We start from the raw sequence: 18,204 nt of genomic DNA, 5'->3' as shown, positions 1-18,204 counted from the left end.
TTCATGACCGATGGGGCGTCGCTTGAACTGACGACGGAATCCAGCGAGCCACGGACACGCGCTGACGGAACCGTTCCTCCACCGTTGCCGCCCGACGACCCCGAGGCGTGGTACGCGCCCGACGTCCGGGAGCAGTACGAGATCCACCCTGGCGTCGTCGCTACGATCAGCGAACGCGACGACGGGTTCGAGTACGAGATTCGGGAACCGCTGCTGTCGAACGATGACGTTGAGAACCTTGCCACCGTCCGGTCACACTTCGAGGACGCCAACCTCGGGCGGCCAATGACCCGGGAAGGAACGATCGAACGGATGGATCGGGGGTTCGATCCGAAGTACAGCGAGGTCCTCCGGAGATTACTGGACTGTTCGACCGCGGCCCGCCGCCGGATCACCTATCGAGTGCTCTGCGAACTGCGCTGTCTGGCCGACCTGACCCCGTTCGCGCTAGACGAGCGGATCGAGGTGGCAGATACGGCCGGGGACCGGCTGATCGTGCACACTGAAAACTACGCACCCGCCCGGACCGCGGTCCCATCGACGCCGGAGTATATCGACCGCTTCGTCAGCGAGCGCCTCACGAGCTATCACGTCGAGTTCAACGGCTTCGATATTCCGGTCGTGATTTACCGGGAACATCTCCTCGGGCGGGACGCGTTTACGACGAAATACGCCGTCCAGGAACCCGACCTCCTCCCGGACGACGAGGCGCTCATCGCGGAGTGCAAAGAGCGCATCTGGGAGGCGAACGTCGACGGCCTCGTCGAGGACCGCGAGCGGTTCGTCCGGAACCGAGCGCAACGAGTGCTCTCGCGACAACTCACTGCGCGGCGGACCCGTGCGTGGGCCGACGCCATGCGGTTTCGGGCCCGGAACGCCCTCGCCGAGTACGATCTGGCTGTCCCGCCGGTCGACGGTCGCTACTCGGACGATCGGCTCTCGGATCTCGTCTACTACGTGCTCCGGGATTACGTCGGCGAGGGGAAGCTCACGATTCCGATCCGGGACCGCCATCTCGAAGATATCGAGGCCAACCGCGTCGGCGAACGGATCAAAGTGGTCCCCCGCGCCGACGTCGGTCACGGGGATCGGATCCCGACGAACCTCCAGTTCGAGGATGAGACCAGTTTTGTCAACGTCGTTACCCAACTGGCGGCGGCCGACGGGACGGATCTGAACGCCTCGAACCCGAGCGCGAAGGTGAACCTCTCGCCTGACGGCGTCTCCGACGGCGTGACGATCCGCTGTGCCGTTGCACTCGGCGTCATCAGCGAGGACGGTCCACACATCTCGATCCGTAAACAGGCACCCGAGGCGCTGACACCGATCGATCTGCTGGAGCAGGGAAGCATCTCGACCGAACTCGTTGCCCTGCTGTGGATGCTGTACGAACAACACTCGGTGGTGCTTTACTCCGGAGCGACGGGCGTGGGGAAGACGACCCTGATGAACGCTCACATGCCGTTCGTCCCGTTTCGTGACCGACCGATCAGCATCGATGAGGGCTCCCGCGAGGTCCGCCTCCCCCACGAGACCGGCGTCTCGCTGACCACCCGCGAGCACGAAAACGAGTACAAGGAAGTGACGATGGCCGATCTGATGACTGAATGTAACTATCTGAATCCGGACGTCGAAGTGATCGCCGAGATCAACACCGCGGCCAGTTTCGAGACGTTTGCCGAGTCGCTGAACACCGGCCACGGTATCATCGGAACGACACACGCCGAAGACGTCGAAAAGCTCGTTAATCGGGTCGTCGAGCAGGGCTTACCCCCGTATCTGCTCCGAGAGATCGATCTGGTCGTCTTCCCCAAACACGTCAACGGCGACCGCTACGTCGGGGACGTCATCGAGTTTCTCACGCCTGCCGAGTACGAACACGTGGACGGGGACTGTGGCGTCGTCGAGAAGGAGGGCACGCAGATCCACTGGAACCGTATCGGCGGCCGTGACGAGACGGGCCGGTTCACGTTCGAGTACGCACATCCGAAACTGGAGACGACGCCGGAGCGTACTCCCGAGGAGTGGCCAGGACGGGGCCGGCGACACCAGCAGGTGCTCGACGATTCCAGTTTCGACGTCGAACAGGAATCGACCGATGGATCGGCGTCCACGTCCGATCAGGACGCCTCACGCACGCGGGAGTGTGGTTTCCGCGTCTTCCACTCCATGGCCCGCCGATCCGACCGCCCGGTCGCGGCCGTCGAGGCGGAGTTCCACCGCAAACACCGGTACGTCAGGTATCTCCACGAGGACGGTATCGACGACTTCACCGAACTGTTCGAGTTCCTCGCGGACCTCCAGACGAACGAGGCCGCGACAGTCGAACGGGCAAGCACCGACGACAGGATCGGTGACGATGCATAGCTCGTCGACGGAGTCGGATGGTCGCCCTAGACCGACTACGGGGACACTGCCGACTCTCGACAGGGGGTTCTACGCGCTTTTCTCCAGACACGCGGACGCCCGACGACACGAGGCTGACCGGCGCTATTACCGGGGGACGGACGTCCAGACGAGTTTCGGCATCTACATTTCGCGGGTGTACGCGCTCTCCTGGCTCGTCTTCGCGGTCGCAGCTCTCCTCACGACGACGGTCGTGTTATTCATCTCGCCCGGCACCGTGTTGGGACGGATCGCCGAGCTAACTCCGGGCGCACACGCCGTCACGGAACTCCCGAGAGGGTATCTGGCCGTCGTCGTCGCCGTCCTCGTCGGTGGGCTTTCCAAACACCTCGTTGTCCGGTCCGGGGGGCAGTATCTCCAGTGGGCCGCCAGTACACGACGGGCGGAGATCAACCACACACTGCCTGGAGCGGTGCGATATCTCCGGGTCCTCTCGACGGGGAGCGACGATCGCCGCGGCATGCTTCGGAAGGTCGCCGCAAACCGCGAGGCGTACGGCCAGACCTCGGTCGCGTTCCGAAAAGCGCTGAACAAGGCGGCGTTGACCGGGAGTCTGGATCGGGGATTACGGATCGTCGCGCGGGATACGCCGTCCCGTGACGTGCTCGCGCCGTTCGTCCTGAAGTTCCGCGAGCACGCCGATCAGGGTGGCGACGAACTGACGAGCTATCTCCGGATGGAGAGTCGGATGCTCTCTCACCAGCAGTCCCGAGCACGTGACAGGGCCGAGTCGTTTCTCGAACTACTGGCCGAACTGTTCATCGTCCTGCTGGTGCTGCCCGCGCTGCTCGTCATCGTTGTCACCGTCCTCAGTGTGCTCTCGCCGGGACTCTCCGATCCGATCGGACTCCCGGTCGGAACCGTCACAGCGCAGCAACTACTGGTCTACGGGAGCGCCGCGTTCGTCCTCGTAACGGGCCTCGTCGCCGCAGTGCTGGTCGATCGGGTGCGACCACACGACCACGCCGAGCCACAGTACAGTCGGCCGTCGAGCATCGTCGGAACGGCCGTCACAGCCGGATCAAACCCCGCCAGCGCCGTCGTCGTCGCCGCCCCCGTCGCCGTTCTGTTCGGCGGCGCGATCCACCTGTCCGGCGTCGCGCCCATCGACGTTATGCTGTTGAGCTACGCGGCGTGGGCTGTCCCCATCGGACTCGTTTCGGTTCGCCGCGCCCGACTCAACCAGGCGAAAGACCGGGAGATCAAGGACTTCGTCCATGCGGTCTCCGGGCACGTCAAACTGGGCCGGCCGTTTCCGGAGGCGGTCGAGCGCGTTGCCGGCGATGTCGACCTCGGCGCACTCGACAGCGACGTCAAGACGCTCGCGTTCAACGCAAACCTGACGACGCGGGACGGAAACCTCCGGACTGACGCGCTCGATGCGTTCGTCGAACGGGTCGGAACGCCGCTGGCCGAGCAGACCATCGGACTCGTGACCGGGGCGCTGGAGGCCGGCGGCGACGCCGAAGACATCTTCGAGACCCTGCAGACCGAGGTCGGCCGACTCCACCACGAGAAACAGGCGCTCAGAAACGCGATGCTGGTCTACGTTACTGTCGGCTGGACGACTGCGCTGTTGATCATCGGCATCATGCTCGCGGTCGATGGCTACGTTATCGACGGGTTTGCACAGCTCTCCGCCGTCTCTGAGCCGACAGCGGGCGTTGCGATGGACGCCTCAACGGTCGACCCACAGCGCGAGCGCTTCCGATTCTACGTCGTGACGCAGGCAACCATGCTCGCGTGTGGCTGGTTCGCCGGTGTCGCCAGCCGCGGGCGCTACGAGGCGCTGTTGCACTCCGGTGCGCTTGTGCTCATCGCGTATGCGGTGTTCTCGGTGGTGGGGATGGCGTGATGCCGTCCACCCCCGACTCGGCTGGTAGTCGCGGCCAGTCGAACGTCATCGGCGTCGCACTGTTGCTCGCAATCACCGTCATCGGCATCGGCGGCATGACGGCCGGAATCGGCGCCGTCATCGAGAGCAACGCGGCCTCGGCCGACGCGACGAGCGTCGCGGACGGCTTCGACGACGTGCTCCAGCCGAGCGCGACGACCGGTCACCGAACTGGGGAAGTCCGGTTCACCGACGGACAGCTCTGGATCAAGCCGCGACGACTCCGTCTGCTGAACGACTCCGGACCAATCGAGACGGTCGCGGTCGACGCACTGGTCTACGAGTCCGGGGACAGCCGGGTTGCGTATCACGGCGATGCGGTGGTCCGCGGCTCGGCGGGCAGCGCGTGGTTCAGGTCTCCCCCGGCGATCACGGTCGACGGGGACGTCGGCGGCCCGCTTCTCGTCAACGCGCCGCGGCTCAACGCCAGCCACGTCGGTATCGGCGGGAACTCGGGACGCCCCATTCAGCTAGGGACAGACGTCACGCACGAGCGCCAGTCGCTTGGCACCGACAGCTATCGCATCGCTGTCGAGACGTCCACGCCGGGGCCGTGGAAGCGATACTTCGAGGACGTCGGTGCGACCGTCGAGACGACCGACCGGGCCTTCCCGGGCGACCGGGAGACGAGCGTCGTCGCCCGAATCGACGGCGACCGGACGGCATATCTGGTCACGCACGACCTGCGACTGGAGGTGGGCTATGGCTGACAGGGCCGTCTCCGCGGTCGTCGGAAAGGCGCTGGAGGCCTCCATCGTGATCATCTACATCGGCCTGCTGACGACGACGCTGTACGCCGGCGTCCTCCCGGAGTATCGGACTGGAGCGGCGACCGAAGTGGCCGATCGGACGCTGGCCGACGCGAGCGGCGAACTACGGACGGCCGTTCCGTCGACAGCGGAGACGGGCGAAACGGAACGGCAGGTCGACGTCCCCACGACGATCCGCGGGGAGACCTACTGGATCCGCGTGCAGGACGATGATCTCGTACTCGATCATCCCCATCCGGACGTCGGGGAACGGGTACCCCTCGTACTGCCAGCGTCGGTCTCGTCCGTCGATGGGGAGTGGCGAAGCGACGACCGGACGGTCGTGACGGTCGATCGAACCGACGAGGGGTTCGCAGTCGTTCTCGAATCAGGTGATCCGTGATGCGAGGACAGGCGAACCTGATCGCACTGGCGACGGCCGTTGTCGTCCTCACGGCCGCCATGCTGGTCGGCCTCGGAATCGCCGGGGCGGCCTTTGACGACGCCGAGCGCGACGCGACAGAACGGACGACAGCAGTGAATCTGGCCGAAAGCCTGACCCATCCCGATTCGCCTCTCACCACGCGCAAGAACGTTCTGAACGCCACGGCAGTAGCGCGATTTGACGGAGCGAGTCTCGACTCGCAGTACGCGTCGCTCGACGATCACGAGGCCACAGTGGGACTCGACGGCGTACCGGTAGCCACGACCGGCGACGCGACGACCGGTGCGACCATCCGTCGGATCGTGCTCGTCGAAGAGCGCCAATCAGTGACCTGGACGCCATCGATGTCGGAGACGGCCGATAACGCCGTGACGCTCCCGCGACGTACCGATCGGATCGTGGTAACGCTCGACCCTGACGACACCACGACAGTCACGACCGTCCGGATCGACGGGCGCGTCGAACTACGGAACGGCTCCGGAGTCACTGGCGAACACGCCCTCGACGTCTCGCCGCTGGAAACCGAATCACTACGCTTTGAGGCGTCCGGTGAACTCTCGGACGGCGACATCGAGATAGTGTACTTCCCGACGCGGACGCGGTCGGCGGTGCTGGAGGTGTCGGTCGATGGGTGATCGACGCGGCCAACTTTCGACGCCCGTGGTCGAGGCTGGTCTCGGGGTGATCCTGATCTTCGCTGTCGTCTCGACGTTCGCCCTAGGCGTGCCAGGGCCCGACACTCAGCAGGCCCAACTCGGGATCTATGCGGAAGACACGGCAACGGTACTCTCCGGTGAGTCGCCACAGCATCAGGACGCGACGCGTCTCACCGAACTCGCTCGAAGCGAGGCGGCGTTCGACCGGGAGCACGAGCGCCTCGACCGTCGACTCGATCGATTACTGCCCGACAATCTGTTGTATCAGGTCGAGACCGAGCACGGGGTCGTCGGGATGCAGCGCCCGAGCAGCGTCTCCTACGGCAGCGCGACGGTCCCCACCGAATACGGCGACGTGACGGTCAGGGTGTGGTACGCGTGAGCGACGATGCGACAGGCACGCGAGGACAGTTGGTGTTGCTGGCAGCGGCGGTGATCGCGTTCGCACTCGCGACCGGCGCGCTGGCGTATCTGCAGGTCGGCACACATCCCGACGTGGAGCAACGTATCGACGATGGCTCGCCGGATCGGGTCGTCAACGCGCTGGAGCGCAGCGTCCACGACGCCGCGAGTCCGATTCCCGCCGCCTACGACTGGGACGAACGCGAGGCGGCGGCAGCAGCCATCGAGGACAGTCTGGAGCCCCGCATCGAGACGCTTCGCGTATCGGAACTCGAGCATTCGGTCGTCCACGACATCTCCTACGACGAGAGCGCGGCCGCGACGTGGGCGGACGAGAACTGCCCGGGTGGCCCGGATCGGCAGTTCGGCGAGTGCGAGGCGCTCGGCGGCGTCGTCGTGCAGGAGCGCGCCGGCGAGACCCACGTACTCGGCGTCGCTATCAGGATCCGGACGACCACTGATCGGACACAGCGAGAGACAACCGTTCGGGTGACGGACCGGGGGTGAACTATCATATAGACGAACACTGGCGTGCTGGCGATCAACGGGCCTACCGAGCAAGGGACCGAGGCGATCTTGGGGCTGTCGAGGCCGGGGACGAGGCGCTTGACTGCTGAACGCAGTCTATAACATCGAGAGATGGTGACGAACCGAAGACGAGGGACCTCTTTCGTGTAGCACCTACTAGACTTATTATTCATAGTTTTCTATATACAACTGCAATGACACTCTTGCTCGAAGACAAGACGGCGGTCGTAACTGGGGGATCGAGCGGAAACGGGCGTGCGATCGGACGGGCGTTTGCCGCGGAGGGGGCGGATATCGTCGTCGCGGATATCCAGGAGACGCCTCGGGAGGGCGGGGAGCCGACACACGAACTGATCGAATCGGAGAGCGACTCCAGCGCGACGTTCGTCGACTGTGACGTGACGAGCAAAGACGATCTGGACGCTGCCGTCGAGGCTGCCGAGCAGTTCGGCGGCGTTGATATCATGGTCAACAACGCGGGGATCTTCCACGGCGAGGAGTTCCTCGACGTCGACGAGGCGGCGTTCGATCAGCTGATGGACATCAACGTCAAGGGCGTGTTCTTCGGATCGCAGGTGGCCGCAGAGCGGATGGTCGAAAACGGCGGGGGATCGATCATCAACCTCTCGTCGGTCGCCGGGCTGGAGGGATCGGCAGACTTCATTACCTACTGTACGTCGAAGGGCGCGGTACGGCTGATGACGTACTCGCTGGCCGCGAAGCTCGGACCCGAGGAGATCCGCGTCAACGCGATCCATCCGGGCCTGATTGAGACGAAGATGACGACCGAGGATGTCCCGATCATCGGAGGAGAGGGCGAAGACGAGTTCCTCGAGGGCATCCCACTGGGACGGGCCGGACAGCCAGAAGACGTCGCCGACACCGCGCTGTACCTTGCCAGCGATCTGGCGAGCTACGTCAGCGGCGAATCGCTCGTTCTCGATGGCGGGATGACCAACACTCAGTAGCCGGCTACCGCGGAGCCGGCATTTTACTCGCTGGATTGATTAGCCGTCCGTCCCGATAGAAAGGCGTGACAGGTTCCTATGGCCCCGGCTTTCGATCGCTGACGACGGAACTCCACGATCATCGGCCGACTGTCGAGGGATCGATTCCCGAGTGGCTCTCGGGAACGCTCGTCCGGAACGGTCCCGGCCGCTTCGAGGCCGGCGAGCGCCGCGTCAACCACTGGTTCGACGGACTGGCGATGTTGCGCCGCTACGCGTTCGACGACGGCGAACTTAGCTACTCGAACCGGTTTCTCCGGACCGAGGCCTACGCCGACGCGATGGACGGCCGGCTTACGGGCCAGTTCGGGACGGACACGCGGGGCTGGCGGCGCATCCTCGATACGGTCCGCTCGCTCGGCCTGCCGGAACCGACCGACAACACGAACGTCCACGTGGTCCGGGTCGACGGCGAGTACGTCGCGCTGACCGAAGCACCGCGACGGGTTGCGTTCGATCTCGACACGCTGGAGACGCTCGGCGGATTCCGGTTCGAGGACGACCTGCCAGAACATCTCACCGCGGCCCATCTGGTCGACGATCCGTATCGTGACGAACTGATCGGGTTCACGACGCAGTTCGGCCGGACGCCCCAGTACCACGTCTATCGCGTTCCGGACGGGACCCGGAGTCGGGAGCGGATCGCCTCGCTCGATGCGAACGGCCCGGCCTACATCCACGACTGCAGCGTCACGGCGGACCACGTCATCCTCGTCGAGTCGCCGCTCGTGCTCTCCGCGCTGCGGGCGCTCAATCCGTTCTCACAGGGCGTGACCGATATGCTGGACTGGCAGCCTGATCGGCCGACGCGCGTGCTCGTCGTCGACCGGGAGAGCGGCGACCTCGTGGCCGAACCGACGCTCGACGCCACGTTTACGTTCCACCACATCAACGCCTACGTCGAGGACGTGAGCGTCGTGCTGGATCTCGTCGAGTTCCCCGACGGCGATATCGTCGACGCGATGGCGATGGACGAACTCGATGGTGTCGGCTTTCCGGAGGTCCCCGATGGGCGACTGGTCCGGTACCGGATCGATCTGGAGCGAAACAGCGTGAACCGCTCGTCGCTCTACGACGGCGGGATGGAACTGCCCCGGATCGTCAGATCGAAGACCGGTCGAAAGCACCGCTACGCCTACGGACAGGCGACGGATCGGGACGGCGCGAACGGCCTGGTAAAAGTCGACTGCGAGACGGGCACTGCCCAGGAGTGGTGGGAGCGATCGGTGTTCGTCGAGGAGCCACTCCCCGTACAGCGTCCCGACGCCGATAGCGAGGACGACGGCGTCGTGCTGGCCACGGCGCTCGACGTCGAGCGCGAGCAGACGATGCTGATGGTGTTCGACGCGGCGACGCTCACCGTGGAGGCGCGGGCGTTTCTCCCCCACCCGGAGCCGTTTGGCTTCCACGGACGGTTCTTCCCCCACACGTAGGGGCAGTCAGTGATCGTGGGAGTGGCCCGCAGTTTCGCCGGGGAACTCCTTCTCGCCGGCCTCGATCCGGACGTCGAGCCAGTTCTCGGTCGGGATCATCGGACACTCGTAGGCAGCGTTGTACGCACACGTCGGGTTGTACGCCTGATTGAAATCGAGCACCCATTCCCCGTCGATCTGATGGGTGTCGTGTTCGAGGTCGAGATACCGGCCGGCACCGTAGGTCTCCTCGCCGTTGGTCTCGTCCCGGAACGGGACCCAGAGCCGTTCGGTGGTGTGGTCGGGGCGATAGGCCTGTAGCGTGTGCTCCTCGCCGTCGAGTTCGAACCGGAACTCGCCCCACCGGAGGTAGGTCTGTTCGCCGCCGGCGGTCGTCTCCACTGTCACCTCCGTCTTCTGCTCGTGCTCGTGCAGCGCCAGGACGAACCGGTACTCGGGGTCCGGATCGTAGTATGCCAGTCCCGGGAAGTCGTCGCCGCGCAGTTCGGGCGGAAGCGGGGAGCGTGGGGAGTCGCGGAAGTGTTCGATCTTTGTCTGTCGTCCCTTTTCGATCTGTTCGGCCCACTCGTTGGTGTCTGTCATTGGTGATTACTCGCTAGTGTATTGATGGCATGGGACAGTAATATCCCGGGTCGGTGTATGGCATGGGGGTTCTGCTCGGCCCGCTCTCGCCCACCGGAATCGACTGTCGCTCGTGGTCAATGATCTCCTGGGTAACGACCCTCCTCAGCCCGACAGCGCGATCAGGGTATCCGCTGTCACCGGGGTTTCCGGGAGGTCCTCGGTGACTGCCAGCCGATAGACAGCACGGCCCGCCGCCTCGACGGAGAACGGCCGATCCTCGCCGAGACGGCGTGCGATCGGTTCGACGCTGCCGACCGCCGTGAACAGCCAGTTTGCAACGGTGGGGAAGTGTGGCTGATCTGGGCCGTACACCGGCCCGAAGCGGGGGACGACGACATCTAGCTCCAGATCGGAAATCGCGTCTTCGGCCCGTCGGCGGGCGGTCAGATAGGCGTCTCGAACCAGCGGCGGCTTCGTCGAGGAGGAGATGTAGACGAACCGCTCGACGCCAGCGCGTTCGGCCTCCAGCGCGACGAGAATCGCCGAGTCGCCGTTGATCCGCTCGAACGTGACCCCGTCGTCCGGCGCGTCCGAGATGGTGCCGATAGAGTGGACGACGCAGTCGACGCCCGATAGCGCCGAGCGCCATTCGTGCGGACTGAATACGTCCGCAGCGATCCACTCGACGTGCTTGGTCCACGAACCGGTTTCGTCGGCCGGTGGCGGGCCGCTTCGGGCGACGCTCGTCACGTCGTGGCCGTCCCGAACGGCAGCAGCGCAGACTCGCCGGCCGATAAAGCCGTTCCCGCCGGTGACAAACAGATGCATACCTCAATTCCGGGTTCGCCGCGGAAAACTGCGTCGCCGGGCTCAGCCCTCGGACGCGGGACGGTGGGCGTACTCGCTGGCGTCCTCCTCGGGGTCGAGACGAACCGTCTCGATCTGCTTGACGCGGGCAACGGACTGTTGCCCGTCTATCTTGTCGCCGATGAATCTGGGCAGGGCACCGTCCGTCTCGACGTCCTCCCGAGCGACTGCCAGCATCGCATCGAACGCTTTCCTGATCGCTACGCAGGTCCGGTAGCCGTCCTCTCCGGTGACGAGAAGGTGCGTCGATCGCTCGTCGGCATCGACACGTGACAGGAGCGACTCGATGGGAACGCCACGCCAACGGCCTTCCTCGTACTCGCCGGTGGCACAGGTAACTGCGTGCTGTTTCGTCCGCAGATCGAACTCCTGGAGATACGACGGGTTCGACGGCAGGACGAGTTGGCGGGTGCTAGTCACCAGCACACGCCTCGTCTCGTCGTCGGCAGCTGCAGCCACTATGCTTCTATTCAATGGGAAGTGGCAGTTAAAGCGCTATGAAAGTAGGCTGAGAGAAACGACCGGGACTGACGGCATCTGCTCGTTCTTGACCGTGTGCTCACTGATCGCGCAGTTCCGAAAACCGCTCGGTCACGTCGATCATCGGTTCGGGATAGTCGACACCGAGCACGACGTCGTACGTGGACTCGGCGTCAGCGTTCATCTGCCACGGGCGATGGGCGTACTCCGGGGGAAGGGGGTCGAGTTCCGGCAGCCACGTCTGCACGTACTCGGCGTCGGCGTCGTACCGCTCCGCCTGTGCGAGGACGTCGAAGAAGCCGTCCCGCGAGTCGTTGCCGACGCCGGCCTGATACGCCCAGTTCCCCCAGTTCGAGGCGACGTCGTAGTCGATCAGTTGCTCCTCAAAGTAAGCCGCCCCCCAGCGCCAGTCGATGCCCAGCGCGTCAGCGAGAAACGACGCGACGTTCTGCCGGCCACGGTTCGACATGTACCCCGTCCGGTTCAACTCGCGCATGTTCGCATCGACGAAGGGAACCCCCGTCTCGCCGGCGGCCCACTGCCGGAAGGCCTGTCGGTCCTGCTTCCAGTCCGGTTCGACGTCGCGAATGCCGGACTGAGTGAAGAAGTCGTCGCCGTGTTTGAGAAACTGGAACTGGAAGAAATCCCGCCAGAGCAACTCGAAGACCAGCCAGTAGGTGTCCTCGTTGGAAACGCGCTCGTCCTCGTACTGTTTCACCTGCTCGTGGATCCAGCGCGGCGAGAGACAGCCAGCGGCGAGCCACGGCGAGAACTTCGAGGAGTACTCCGACCCGAGCAGGCCGTTCCGCGTGGATTTGTACTCCCGGAGTCGATCCTCCTCCCAGAGATAGCGGTTTACCCGCGCTTTTCCGGCGGTTTCGCCCCCCTCGAAGGGGAGGACTGCCCGGTCGTCGGTCGGTGGCTCGTCGATCCCCATCGACGAGAGCGTCGGTATCTCGCCGGCGTCGACATCGGGCGTCGAGACGCTCTCCGGGGCCGGAACCGGCTCTCGGACTGGCGTGGTCTCCTCGACGTTCTTGCGCCACGGCGTGAACGTATCGTCGATCCGATCGTACGGTGTCGGTAGATCGTTGATATGGTAGAGGGTATGCGTGAGCCGGCGATGAAACGGAATATCGTCGCCGAGCGCGTCGCGTACCGCGTGTTCGCGGCTGATCTCTTCGGTTGCCGGCTTGGTCTGTGCGAACACGGCGTCGGCGTCGACCGCGTCGGCAACCGACGGCACGACGTCCTCGACGTGGCCCTCGCGGACGAACAGTTCTCCCCCGCGCTCCCGTACCGATTCCCGCAGGTCGGCGACGCTTTCGCGGCGAAAGCGGGCCCTGTGTGCGCCTCGTTTCTCGGTGTCGTATCTCGTCTCGCCGCGACGGCGTGGGTCGAACACGTAGACCGGGACGACGTGCTCGGCCTCGTCCACTGCGTTGGCGAGGGTGGGGTTGCCCTCGACACGCAGGTCGTCACGGTACCAGACGACGGCGGTATCCATACTCCCCCTTTCGACCCCAGCGGTAAATATCGACTGCCGGGGAGGTTCGTACAGTCAGCTCCGGGTCGCGAAGACGTACTCGCTGGAACTGCCAAGCGGGTCGTCGACCGTCGCGGTTCGGAGGTCCTCGAACCCGGCGCTCCGGAGTTGGTCGAGTGTCCGGTCTTTGCCGGGCGCTGAGAAGAACATCGAGCCACCCATCCAGCCGCGGCGCACCGTCTCGAAGCGCCCGCCAGGCAGGGTCATCAGTAGTTTCCCGCCCGAGTCGAGCACGCGATAGAACTCCTCGTACACCGCGGGCTGTGCCGTTCGCGGGACATGAAAGACGGCATGGTAGGCGGTGATCGCGTCCACGGAGCCATCGGCCAGCGGGAGCGACTCCATGTCCCCCTGTACCAGTCGCCCTCCGGCGACTCTGTTGGCCGCCAGCAAGAGCCCCTCACGAGAGATATCGAGGCCGATAGCGTCCGGCGGAAGGTTTGCGAGCGTCCGCGCCCCGTCGCCACAGCCGACATCCAGCACGAGCGGATCGGGCGGACAGGCATCGAGCAAGTCGTCGGTCAGATCGGCGTCGGAACCGGCCGGATCGCGCCGGTTCGCGTACGTCTCGGCGATCTCGTCCCACGCTTGTCGGATCGCGGTACGGTCCATACACCGTGTTAGAGCCTGTCCCACATGACCCTTCGCCTGAGCGAACCGTTTTGTGAGACGGCCACTAATACAGACTATGCGCGCAGCCATCTACCGCGGCCCCGGCGAAATCACGGTCGAAGAGGTACCGGACGTCGAACTCGACTCGCCGAACGACGCCGTCGTTCGGGTGACACACACCGCGGTCTGTGGCTCCGATCTCTGGTTCTATCGCGGCGAGAGCGACCGCGAGGACGGGTCCCGCGTGGGCCACGAGCCGATGGGAATCGTTGAGGACGTCGGCGAGGACGTCACATCGGTCGACGTTGGGGACCGCGTGTTCGCCCCCTTCGTCATTAGCTGTGGTCGCTGTGAGTTCTGCCGGAAGGGACTGCACACCTCCTGTACGAACGGGGACTCCTGGGGCGACGAGAACGGCGGCTGTCAGGGCGAGCAGATCCGCGTTCCCGAGGCCGACGGGACGCTCGTCCGGGTCCCCGACCGCCACGCCGACGATGAGGACACCCTCGAATCACTGCTTCCGCTCACCGACGTGATGGGCACGGGCCACCACGCCGCAAAAAGCGCCGGCGTGGGCGAGGGCGACACCTGCGTCGTAATCGGTGACGGCGCGGTCGGCCTCTGTGGCGTCCTCGCCGCTCGCCGTCTCGGTGCCGAACGGATCATCGCGATGGGCCACCACGAGGACCGTCTCGCTCTCGCCGAGGAGTTCGGCGCGACCGAAACCATCGCGGCCCGCGGCGAGGGGGCCGTCGAACGCGCCCAGGAACTGACCTACGGCGGCGCGAACCACGTCATGGAGTGTGTGGGCGCGGCGTCGTCGATGGACACCGCAATCGAAGCCTGTCGCCCGGGCGGTACAATCGGCTACGTGGGTGTCCCCTACGGCGTCGACGACGCCGGCCTCGAGCTACAGTCGCTGTTCAGTGACAATATCACGCTCCGGGGCGGCGTCGCGCCGGTCCGGGCGTACGCTGACGAGTTGATGGCCGACGTGCTGGGTGGTACGCTTGACCCATCGCCGATATTCACGAAAACAGTCGACCTCGATGGCGTCCCGGAGGGCTATCGCGCGATGGACGAGCGCGATGCGATCAAGGTACTGGTCAAACCCTGAGCGGCTAGAAGAACTCCCGGAGGCCGACGGTACGCGGTCGGAAGACCGTAGCGAGCGGGTCGCGAACCGATTCGTCAGCGATCCGCAGGTCGCCAAACCGCTCGGCATCGTCGATTCCGTAGGTTCCGACCGCTAACTGAGAGAGCGTCCCGATGCCCACCGTCGCATTGACAGCGTCAGCCGACTCGGCGATCGGTTCGACGGTCGCCCTGCCGTCTGCGACGGAGAGTCGGACCCCTCCATTGTTGTCAGCGACCAGCGGATCCGACACCGAGAGCGTACACTCGACCTCGCCCGCTGGCCACTCGACCGCTTCGAGCGCCGTGACGTCGGTAAGCCGTACCATCGGCCCCGATTCTACATGACAGTCGACCGCCGCCGGATCGTCGACCCGGGCGAGCAGGTCCGTTCCGAGTGCGCGCTCGACGACGATCCGCTCGATCTGTGCGCCGTGCCCCGCGAGGAAGTCGAGCAGGGCGCGGTAGGCCTCCTCGTCGGCGGCATCGAAGCCACTGACCGAGAGCGTCCCCGAGTCGTCGTCGGCGACGGTGTAGACCAGATAGCCCTGCAGGTCCCCGTCGCGTTCGTAGCCGTAGCAGTACGACTCGCCGTTCCCGTTCCAGTTCGATAACGTTCGCTCGCGCCACCACGCCTCGGAGCGACGCAGTGACAGGGAAACGTCGCGGTTGGCTCCCTGCTCCACGCGGACGAGCGCCTGCCAGTCCTCGCCGTCGATGCGACGCATCTGCCCGACGGTTTCGACAGTCGGCAACGCCCGCGGCGGCAGTTCGTACCGGGTCACATCGTTTGCAGTCCCCCAGCCCATCCGACGGTAGAACGGCGTCGAGAACGGCCAGAGCGTGACGAGACCGATCTCTCGCTCACGGTACTCGGCCAGCATCCGCTGACACAGTTGCTTGCCGTAGCCCTGCCCGCGGAACTCGGGGCGGGTCGCAACCGCTCCCAGGCCACCGATCGTCGTGATTTCATCGCGAACGCGTGCCTCGGGTGCGTAGAGTTTGCACCCGCTGACGAGGTCGTTGCCGTCGTAGAGGCCGTATCGGTCGAACAGCGTCGGTTCCTCGTCGTCTTCGGTGTCTTCGTCATCGGTTGGGCCGCTCTCGGGAGTGAATGCGTAGCGAAGCATCGAGCGGAACTGCGGACGATCCGTCTCCGGGAGGGGTCGAAACTCCGTCATTGCTCCCCGTTTTCGTGCGGATCAGTATGAGTGTGTGCCATCTCGTCCGGCGACAGCCTCGCCGATTGCGGGGGGCCGGGAAGGGTCCCGGATCACCGCCGTCAGTCCAGTTTCCGGTACTCGCGCGCTTCTTCGGCCCGTTCGACGACCGAGTCGAGTGTTGCCTTCTTGTTGGTCGTCTCGACACCGGCGTTGACCGCACCCTCCAGGACGGGTGCGTCGGCGATCCGCGCGTCGGCGTCTGCCATCTCGATTGCTAACTCGGTGTTCATCACTGCGCTGCCGAGGTCAACGAGGACGACCACGCCGTCCCCGTCGTCGGCGGCCGCGATGGCGTCCTGAATCCGACCCGCGTCGGTGCCGAGGCCATCGGCCTCGCCCCCGGCAGGTTCGATCCGTGCGTCGCCAGCCATCTCCCCCGCGACCTCACAGATCCCCTCGGCGGCGCGGGCGCTGTGTGAGACCACGACGAGACCGATCATTTCTCTTCGCCCTCTGCGACCTCGTCGGGCATCTCCTCGGGTGCTTCCTCGGCCTCGGCAGTCGCCTCCACCTCGCCGTTGAGGATGTCCTGGGCGGTCGCCAGCAGTTCCTCCATGATGTACAGCGTCGACGTCGCACCGGGGTCCTGATGGCCCACCGAGCGCCAGCCGAGATAGGACGCCCGTCCCTTCTTCGCCCGGATCGGCGTGGTGAACTCGACGCCCCGCTCGGCGGCGTCAACCGCCTTCGCCAGCGCCTCCAGCGGTTCCAGATCGTCCGTCTCGATCGACTTCTTGTAGGTGTGGACTGCGGGCGTCAGGGCGTCGACCATCGTCTTCGACCCGACCTCCGCGCCGCCGCGGTCCTGGACCTTCTCCAGATATGCCTCGGCAAAGGCGATGCTCGTCTCTGCTGTGATCCCGTCGTCGGCGAACTCCTGGCTCGCGGACATGATCGACCCGCCGTAGAGCGGTCCGGACGCGCCGCCGACCTCCGAGACGAGCGTGACGCCGATGGTCTTCACCAGTTCCGCGGGGTCGTCTTCGTCCATCGCCTGGACTTTCTCGTTGGCCTTTCTGAACCCGCGGGTCATGTTCGCCCCGTGGTCGGCGTCGCCGATCGCCGAGTCCAGATCGGTCAGATGAGTCTTCTCCTCGTCGAGTCGCTCGGTGACGTTTTCGAGTGCCTGTTCGACCGCTTCTCGTTGGTGCTCTGTGTTACTCATGTAAAAATGCGGATGCAGGGGAAGCGCAAATCGTTTGTGGCGTTTACTCCCTCACTGTCAGCCCTGGCGTGTCAGCCGGTGCCGACAGGAGCTCTTTGAGCTCGTCGTCGACCGCACAGACGGTGATCGACGCGCCGTCCATGTCCAGCGAGGTCATGTAGTCGCCGACCCACGCGTCCCAGGTTTCGAGCCCGTGGTCGTCCATCAGTTCCTGCAGGCGTTTGTTGACGACGAACAGCTCCATCAGCGGGCTACCGCCCATCCCGTTGACGATGGTGACGACCTCCTGTCCCTCGTCGAGGTCGAGGTCGTCGAGTACCCGTTCGGTGAGATGTTCGGTAATCTCGTCGGCGCTCATGATCTCGGTCCGTTCCGTGCCCGGTTCGCCGTGGATCCCGATGCCGAGTTCGATCTCGTCCTCGCCCAGATCGAACGTCGGTTCGCCCTTGTCCGGCGTGATACAGGAGGTCAGCGCCATCCCCATCGTCCCGACGTTGTCGACGACCTTCTCGGCGACGCGGCTCACTTCGTCGAGCGACGCGCCCTCGGCCGCCTTCGCACCGGCGGCCTTGTGGACGAGGATGGTCCCTGCGACGCCGCGGCGACCGGAGGTGTACAGCGAGTCCTCGACGGCGACGTCGTCGTTGACGACGACCTGTGAGACCTCGGTGTCTTGCATCTCGGCCATCTCCGCGGCGGTGTCGAAGTTCATCACGTCGCCCTCGTAGTTTTTCACCACACAGAGGACGCCCTCGCCGCTGTCACAGGCCTGGATCATCGATTCGAGTTGATCTGCGGTCGGGGAGGTGAACACCTCGCCGGCCGCCGCGCCGTCTAGCATCCCCTCGCCGAGGTACCCGGCGTGGGTCGGTTCGTGGCCGCTACCACCACCAGAGACGATTCCCACTTTCCCATCTATCGGGGCGTCAGCGCGTACGAGCACCTCCGCATCGTCGAGGCGCCGGAGTCGGTCAGGGTACGCTGCTACCATTCCGTCGAGCATCTCGTCGACGACATCTTCTGGCTCGTTGATGAGTTTCTTCATGGTTCATGATAGTGTTTAGCCGGATGGAACATATAGATGAGTGCTCGT

At 65.1% G+C, this 18,204-nt stretch carries 19 protein-coding genes; 10 read left to right on the top strand and 9 right to left on the bottom strand.

Annotated elements, in window-relative coordinates; all coding sequences use genetic code 11:
* Positions 1 to 3: 3 nt before the first annotated feature.
* The 9 genes from ACFQL3_RS11800 to ACFQL3_RS11760 all read left to right on the top strand — a co-directional run bounded on the left by ACFQL3_RS11800 (position 4) and on the right by ACFQL3_RS11760 (position 9,520).
* Positions 4 to 2,367 carry a type II/IV secretion system ATPase subunit gene (locus tag ACFQL3_RS11800; RefSeq protein WP_377054494.1) on the top strand — a complete coding sequence of 788 codons (2,364 nt, stop codon included), beginning with the start codon at positions 4 to 6 and terminating at the stop codon, positions 2,365 to 2,367.
* A complete protein-coding gene (locus ACFQL3_RS11795) occupies positions 2,360 to 4,261 on the top strand; it encodes a type II secretion system F family protein (protein WP_377054492.1) in 1,902 nt (633 codons plus the stop codon). The genes ACFQL3_RS11800 and ACFQL3_RS11795 overlap by 8 nt, the downstream gene beginning before the upstream one ends.
* Positions 4,261 to 5,010: a DUF7289 family protein gene (locus tag ACFQL3_RS11790; protein WP_377054490.1), complete on the top strand. Its 750-nt coding sequence runs from the start codon at positions 4,261 to 4,263 to the stop codon at positions 5,008 to 5,010. Before ACFQL3_RS11795 ends, ACFQL3_RS11790 begins: the two co-directional genes overlap by 1 nt.
* Entirely contained in the window at positions 5,003 to 5,452 is a 450-nt protein-coding gene (locus ACFQL3_RS11785) for a DUF7266 family protein (RefSeq protein WP_377054488.1), read from the top strand. The genes ACFQL3_RS11790 and ACFQL3_RS11785 overlap by 8 nt, the downstream gene beginning before the upstream one ends.
* Positions 5,452 to 6,129, top strand: coding sequence for a DUF7263 family protein (locus tag ACFQL3_RS11780; RefSeq protein WP_377054486.1), 678 nt, complete (start codon positions 5,452 to 5,454; stop codon positions 6,127 to 6,129). Before ACFQL3_RS11785 ends, ACFQL3_RS11780 begins: the two co-directional genes overlap by 1 nt.
* Entirely contained in the window at positions 6,122 to 6,532 is a 411-nt protein-coding gene (locus ACFQL3_RS11775; RefSeq protein WP_377054484.1) for a DUF7262 family protein, read from the top strand. The genes ACFQL3_RS11780 and ACFQL3_RS11775 overlap by 8 nt, the downstream gene beginning before the upstream one ends.
* Complete coding sequence (locus ACFQL3_RS11770; protein ID WP_377054482.1) at positions 6,529 to 7,059, top strand: DUF7261 family protein; 531 nt, start codon at positions 6,529 to 6,531, stop codon at positions 7,057 to 7,059. The genes ACFQL3_RS11775 and ACFQL3_RS11770 overlap by 4 nt, the downstream gene beginning before the upstream one ends.
* Positions 7,060 to 7,274: 215 nt before the next feature.
* Positions 7,275 to 8,048: an SDR family oxidoreductase gene (locus tag ACFQL3_RS11765; protein ID WP_377054480.1), complete on the top strand. Its 774-nt coding sequence runs from the start codon at positions 7,275 to 7,277 to the stop codon at positions 8,046 to 8,048.
* Positions 8,049 to 8,113: 65 nt separating this feature from the next.
* Positions 8,114 to 9,520, top strand: a complete 1,407-nt coding sequence (locus ACFQL3_RS11760) for a carotenoid oxygenase family protein (protein ID WP_377054478.1) — start codon at positions 8,114 to 8,116, stop codon at positions 9,518 to 9,520.
* A 6-nt stretch (positions 9,521 to 9,526) separates the two neighbouring features.
* On the opposite strand, the gene ACFQL3_RS11755 is transcribed toward ACFQL3_RS11760, so the two are convergent.
* The 5 genes from ACFQL3_RS11755 to ACFQL3_RS11735 all read right to left on the bottom strand — a co-directional run bounded on the left by ACFQL3_RS11755 (position 9,527) and on the right by ACFQL3_RS11735 (position 13,589).
* Positions 9,527 to 10,102 (bottom strand): DUF1684 domain-containing protein, encoded by a 576-nt coding sequence (locus ACFQL3_RS11755; RefSeq protein ID WP_377054476.1) that lies wholly within the window; start codon positions 10,100 to 10,102, stop codon positions 9,527 to 9,529.
* 144 nt (positions 10,103 to 10,246) lie between these two features.
* Positions 10,247 to 10,912, bottom strand: a complete 666-nt coding sequence (locus tag ACFQL3_RS11750; RefSeq protein ID WP_377054474.1) for an NAD-dependent epimerase/dehydratase family protein — start codon at positions 10,910 to 10,912, stop codon at positions 10,247 to 10,249.
* Between the two features lie 42 nt (positions 10,913 to 10,954).
* On the bottom strand, positions 10,955 to 11,410 hold the full coding sequence (locus ACFQL3_RS11745; protein WP_377054472.1) for a molybdopterin-dependent oxidoreductase: 456 nt from the start codon (positions 11,408 to 11,410) through the stop codon (positions 10,955 to 10,957).
* A 100-nt stretch (positions 11,411 to 11,510) separates the two neighbouring features.
* Complete coding sequence (locus ACFQL3_RS11740) at positions 11,511 to 12,938, bottom strand: DASH family cryptochrome (protein ID WP_377054470.1); 1,428 nt, start codon at positions 12,936 to 12,938, stop codon at positions 11,511 to 11,513.
* 54 nt (positions 12,939 to 12,992) lie between these two features.
* Positions 12,993 to 13,589 (bottom strand): class I SAM-dependent methyltransferase, encoded by a 597-nt coding sequence (locus ACFQL3_RS11735; protein WP_377054468.1) that lies wholly within the window; start codon positions 13,587 to 13,589, stop codon positions 12,993 to 12,995.
* A gap of 76 nt (positions 13,590 to 13,665) precedes the next feature.
* Between ACFQL3_RS11735 and ACFQL3_RS11730 the strand changes: the two genes are divergently transcribed.
* Complete coding sequence (locus ACFQL3_RS11730) at positions 13,666 to 14,706, top strand: zinc-dependent alcohol dehydrogenase family protein (protein ID WP_377054466.1); 1,041 nt, start codon at positions 13,666 to 13,668, stop codon at positions 14,704 to 14,706.
* 4 nt (positions 14,707 to 14,710) lie between these two features.
* Here ACFQL3_RS11730 and ACFQL3_RS11725 read toward each other — a convergent pair whose 3' ends face one another.
* From ACFQL3_RS11725 to dhaK, 4 genes are all read right to left on the bottom strand, one after another.
* Positions 14,711 to 15,904, bottom strand: a complete 1,194-nt coding sequence (locus ACFQL3_RS11725; protein ID WP_377054464.1) for a GNAT family N-acetyltransferase — start codon at positions 15,902 to 15,904, stop codon at positions 14,711 to 14,713.
* 101 nt (positions 15,905 to 16,005) lie between these two features.
* On the bottom strand, positions 16,006 to 16,386 hold the full coding sequence (gene dhaM / locus ACFQL3_RS11720; RefSeq protein ID WP_377054462.1) for a dihydroxyacetone kinase phosphoryl donor subunit DhaM: 381 nt from the start codon (positions 16,384 to 16,386) through the stop codon (positions 16,006 to 16,008).
* A complete protein-coding gene (dhaL, locus tag ACFQL3_RS11715; protein ID WP_377054459.1) occupies positions 16,383 to 17,111 on the bottom strand; it encodes a dihydroxyacetone kinase subunit DhaL in 729 nt (242 codons plus the stop codon). Before dhaL ends, dhaM begins: the two co-directional genes overlap by 4 nt.
* A gap of 43 nt (positions 17,112 to 17,154) precedes the next feature.
* Positions 17,155 to 18,156 (bottom strand): dihydroxyacetone kinase subunit DhaK, encoded by a 1,002-nt coding sequence (gene dhaK / locus ACFQL3_RS11710; protein WP_377054457.1) that lies wholly within the window; start codon positions 18,154 to 18,156, stop codon positions 17,155 to 17,157.
* Positions 18,157 to 18,204: the final 48 nt, after the last annotated feature.

Origin of the sequence: Natronoarchaeum sp. GCM10025321, assembly GCF_042663585.1 — an archaeon.
In the GTDB taxonomy this organism is placed as follows: Archaea; Halobacteriota; Halobacteria; order Halobacteriales; family Natronoarchaeaceae; genus Natranaeroarchaeum.
Note: the sequence above shows the minus strand (reverse complement) of the source record. Positions and strands in the feature narration are given on the sequence as shown.

Coding starts and splice junctions, on each gene's coding strand:
- ACFQL3_RS11800 (WP_377054494.1), top strand. CDS start 4: ATGACCGATGGGGCGTCGCTTGAACTGACGACGGAATCCAGCGAGCCA.
- ACFQL3_RS11795 (WP_377054492.1), top strand. CDS start 2,360: ATGCATAGCTCGTCGACGGAGTCGGATGGTCGCCCTAGACCGACTACG.
- ACFQL3_RS11790 (WP_377054490.1), top strand. CDS start 4,261: ATGCCGTCCACCCCCGACTCGGCTGGTAGTCGCGGCCAGTCGAACGTC.
- ACFQL3_RS11785 (WP_377054488.1), top strand. CDS start 5,003: ATGGCTGACAGGGCCGTCTCCGCGGTCGTCGGAAAGGCGCTGGAGGCC.
- ACFQL3_RS11780 (WP_377054486.1), top strand. CDS start 5,452: ATGCGAGGACAGGCGAACCTGATCGCACTGGCGACGGCCGTTGTCGTC.
- ACFQL3_RS11775 (WP_377054484.1), top strand. CDS start 6,122: ATGGGTGATCGACGCGGCCAACTTTCGACGCCCGTGGTCGAGGCTGGT.
- ACFQL3_RS11765 (WP_377054480.1), top strand. CDS start 7,275: ATGACACTCTTGCTCGAAGACAAGACGGCGGTCGTAACTGGGGGATCG.
- ACFQL3_RS11755 (WP_377054476.1), bottom strand. CDS start 10,102: ATGACAGACACCAACGAGTGGGCCGAACAGATCGAAAAGGGACGACAG.
- ACFQL3_RS11750 (WP_377054474.1), bottom strand. CDS start 10,912: ATGCATCTGTTTGTCACCGGCGGGAACGGCTTTATCGGCCGGCGAGTC.
- ACFQL3_RS11740 (WP_377054470.1), bottom strand. CDS start 12,938: ATGGATACCGCCGTCGTCTGGTACCGTGACGACCTGCGTGTCGAGGGC.
- ACFQL3_RS11735 (WP_377054468.1), bottom strand. CDS start 13,589: ATGGACCGTACCGCGATCCGACAAGCGTGGGACGAGATCGCCGAGACG.
- ACFQL3_RS11730 (WP_377054466.1), top strand. CDS start 13,666: ATGCGCGCAGCCATCTACCGCGGCCCCGGCGAAATCACGGTCGAAGAG.
- ACFQL3_RS11725 (WP_377054464.1), bottom strand. CDS start 15,904: ATGACGGAGTTTCGACCCCTCCCGGAGACGGATCGTCCGCAGTTCCGC.
- dhaM (WP_377054462.1), bottom strand. CDS start 16,386: ATGATCGGTCTCGTCGTGGTCTCACACAGCGCCCGCGCCGCCGAGGGG.
- dhaL (WP_377054459.1), bottom strand. CDS start 17,111: ATGAGTAACACAGAGCACCAACGAGAAGCGGTCGAACAGGCACTCGAA.
- dhaK (WP_377054457.1), bottom strand. CDS start 18,156: ATGAAGAAACTCATCAACGAGCCAGAAGATGTCGTCGACGAGATGCTC.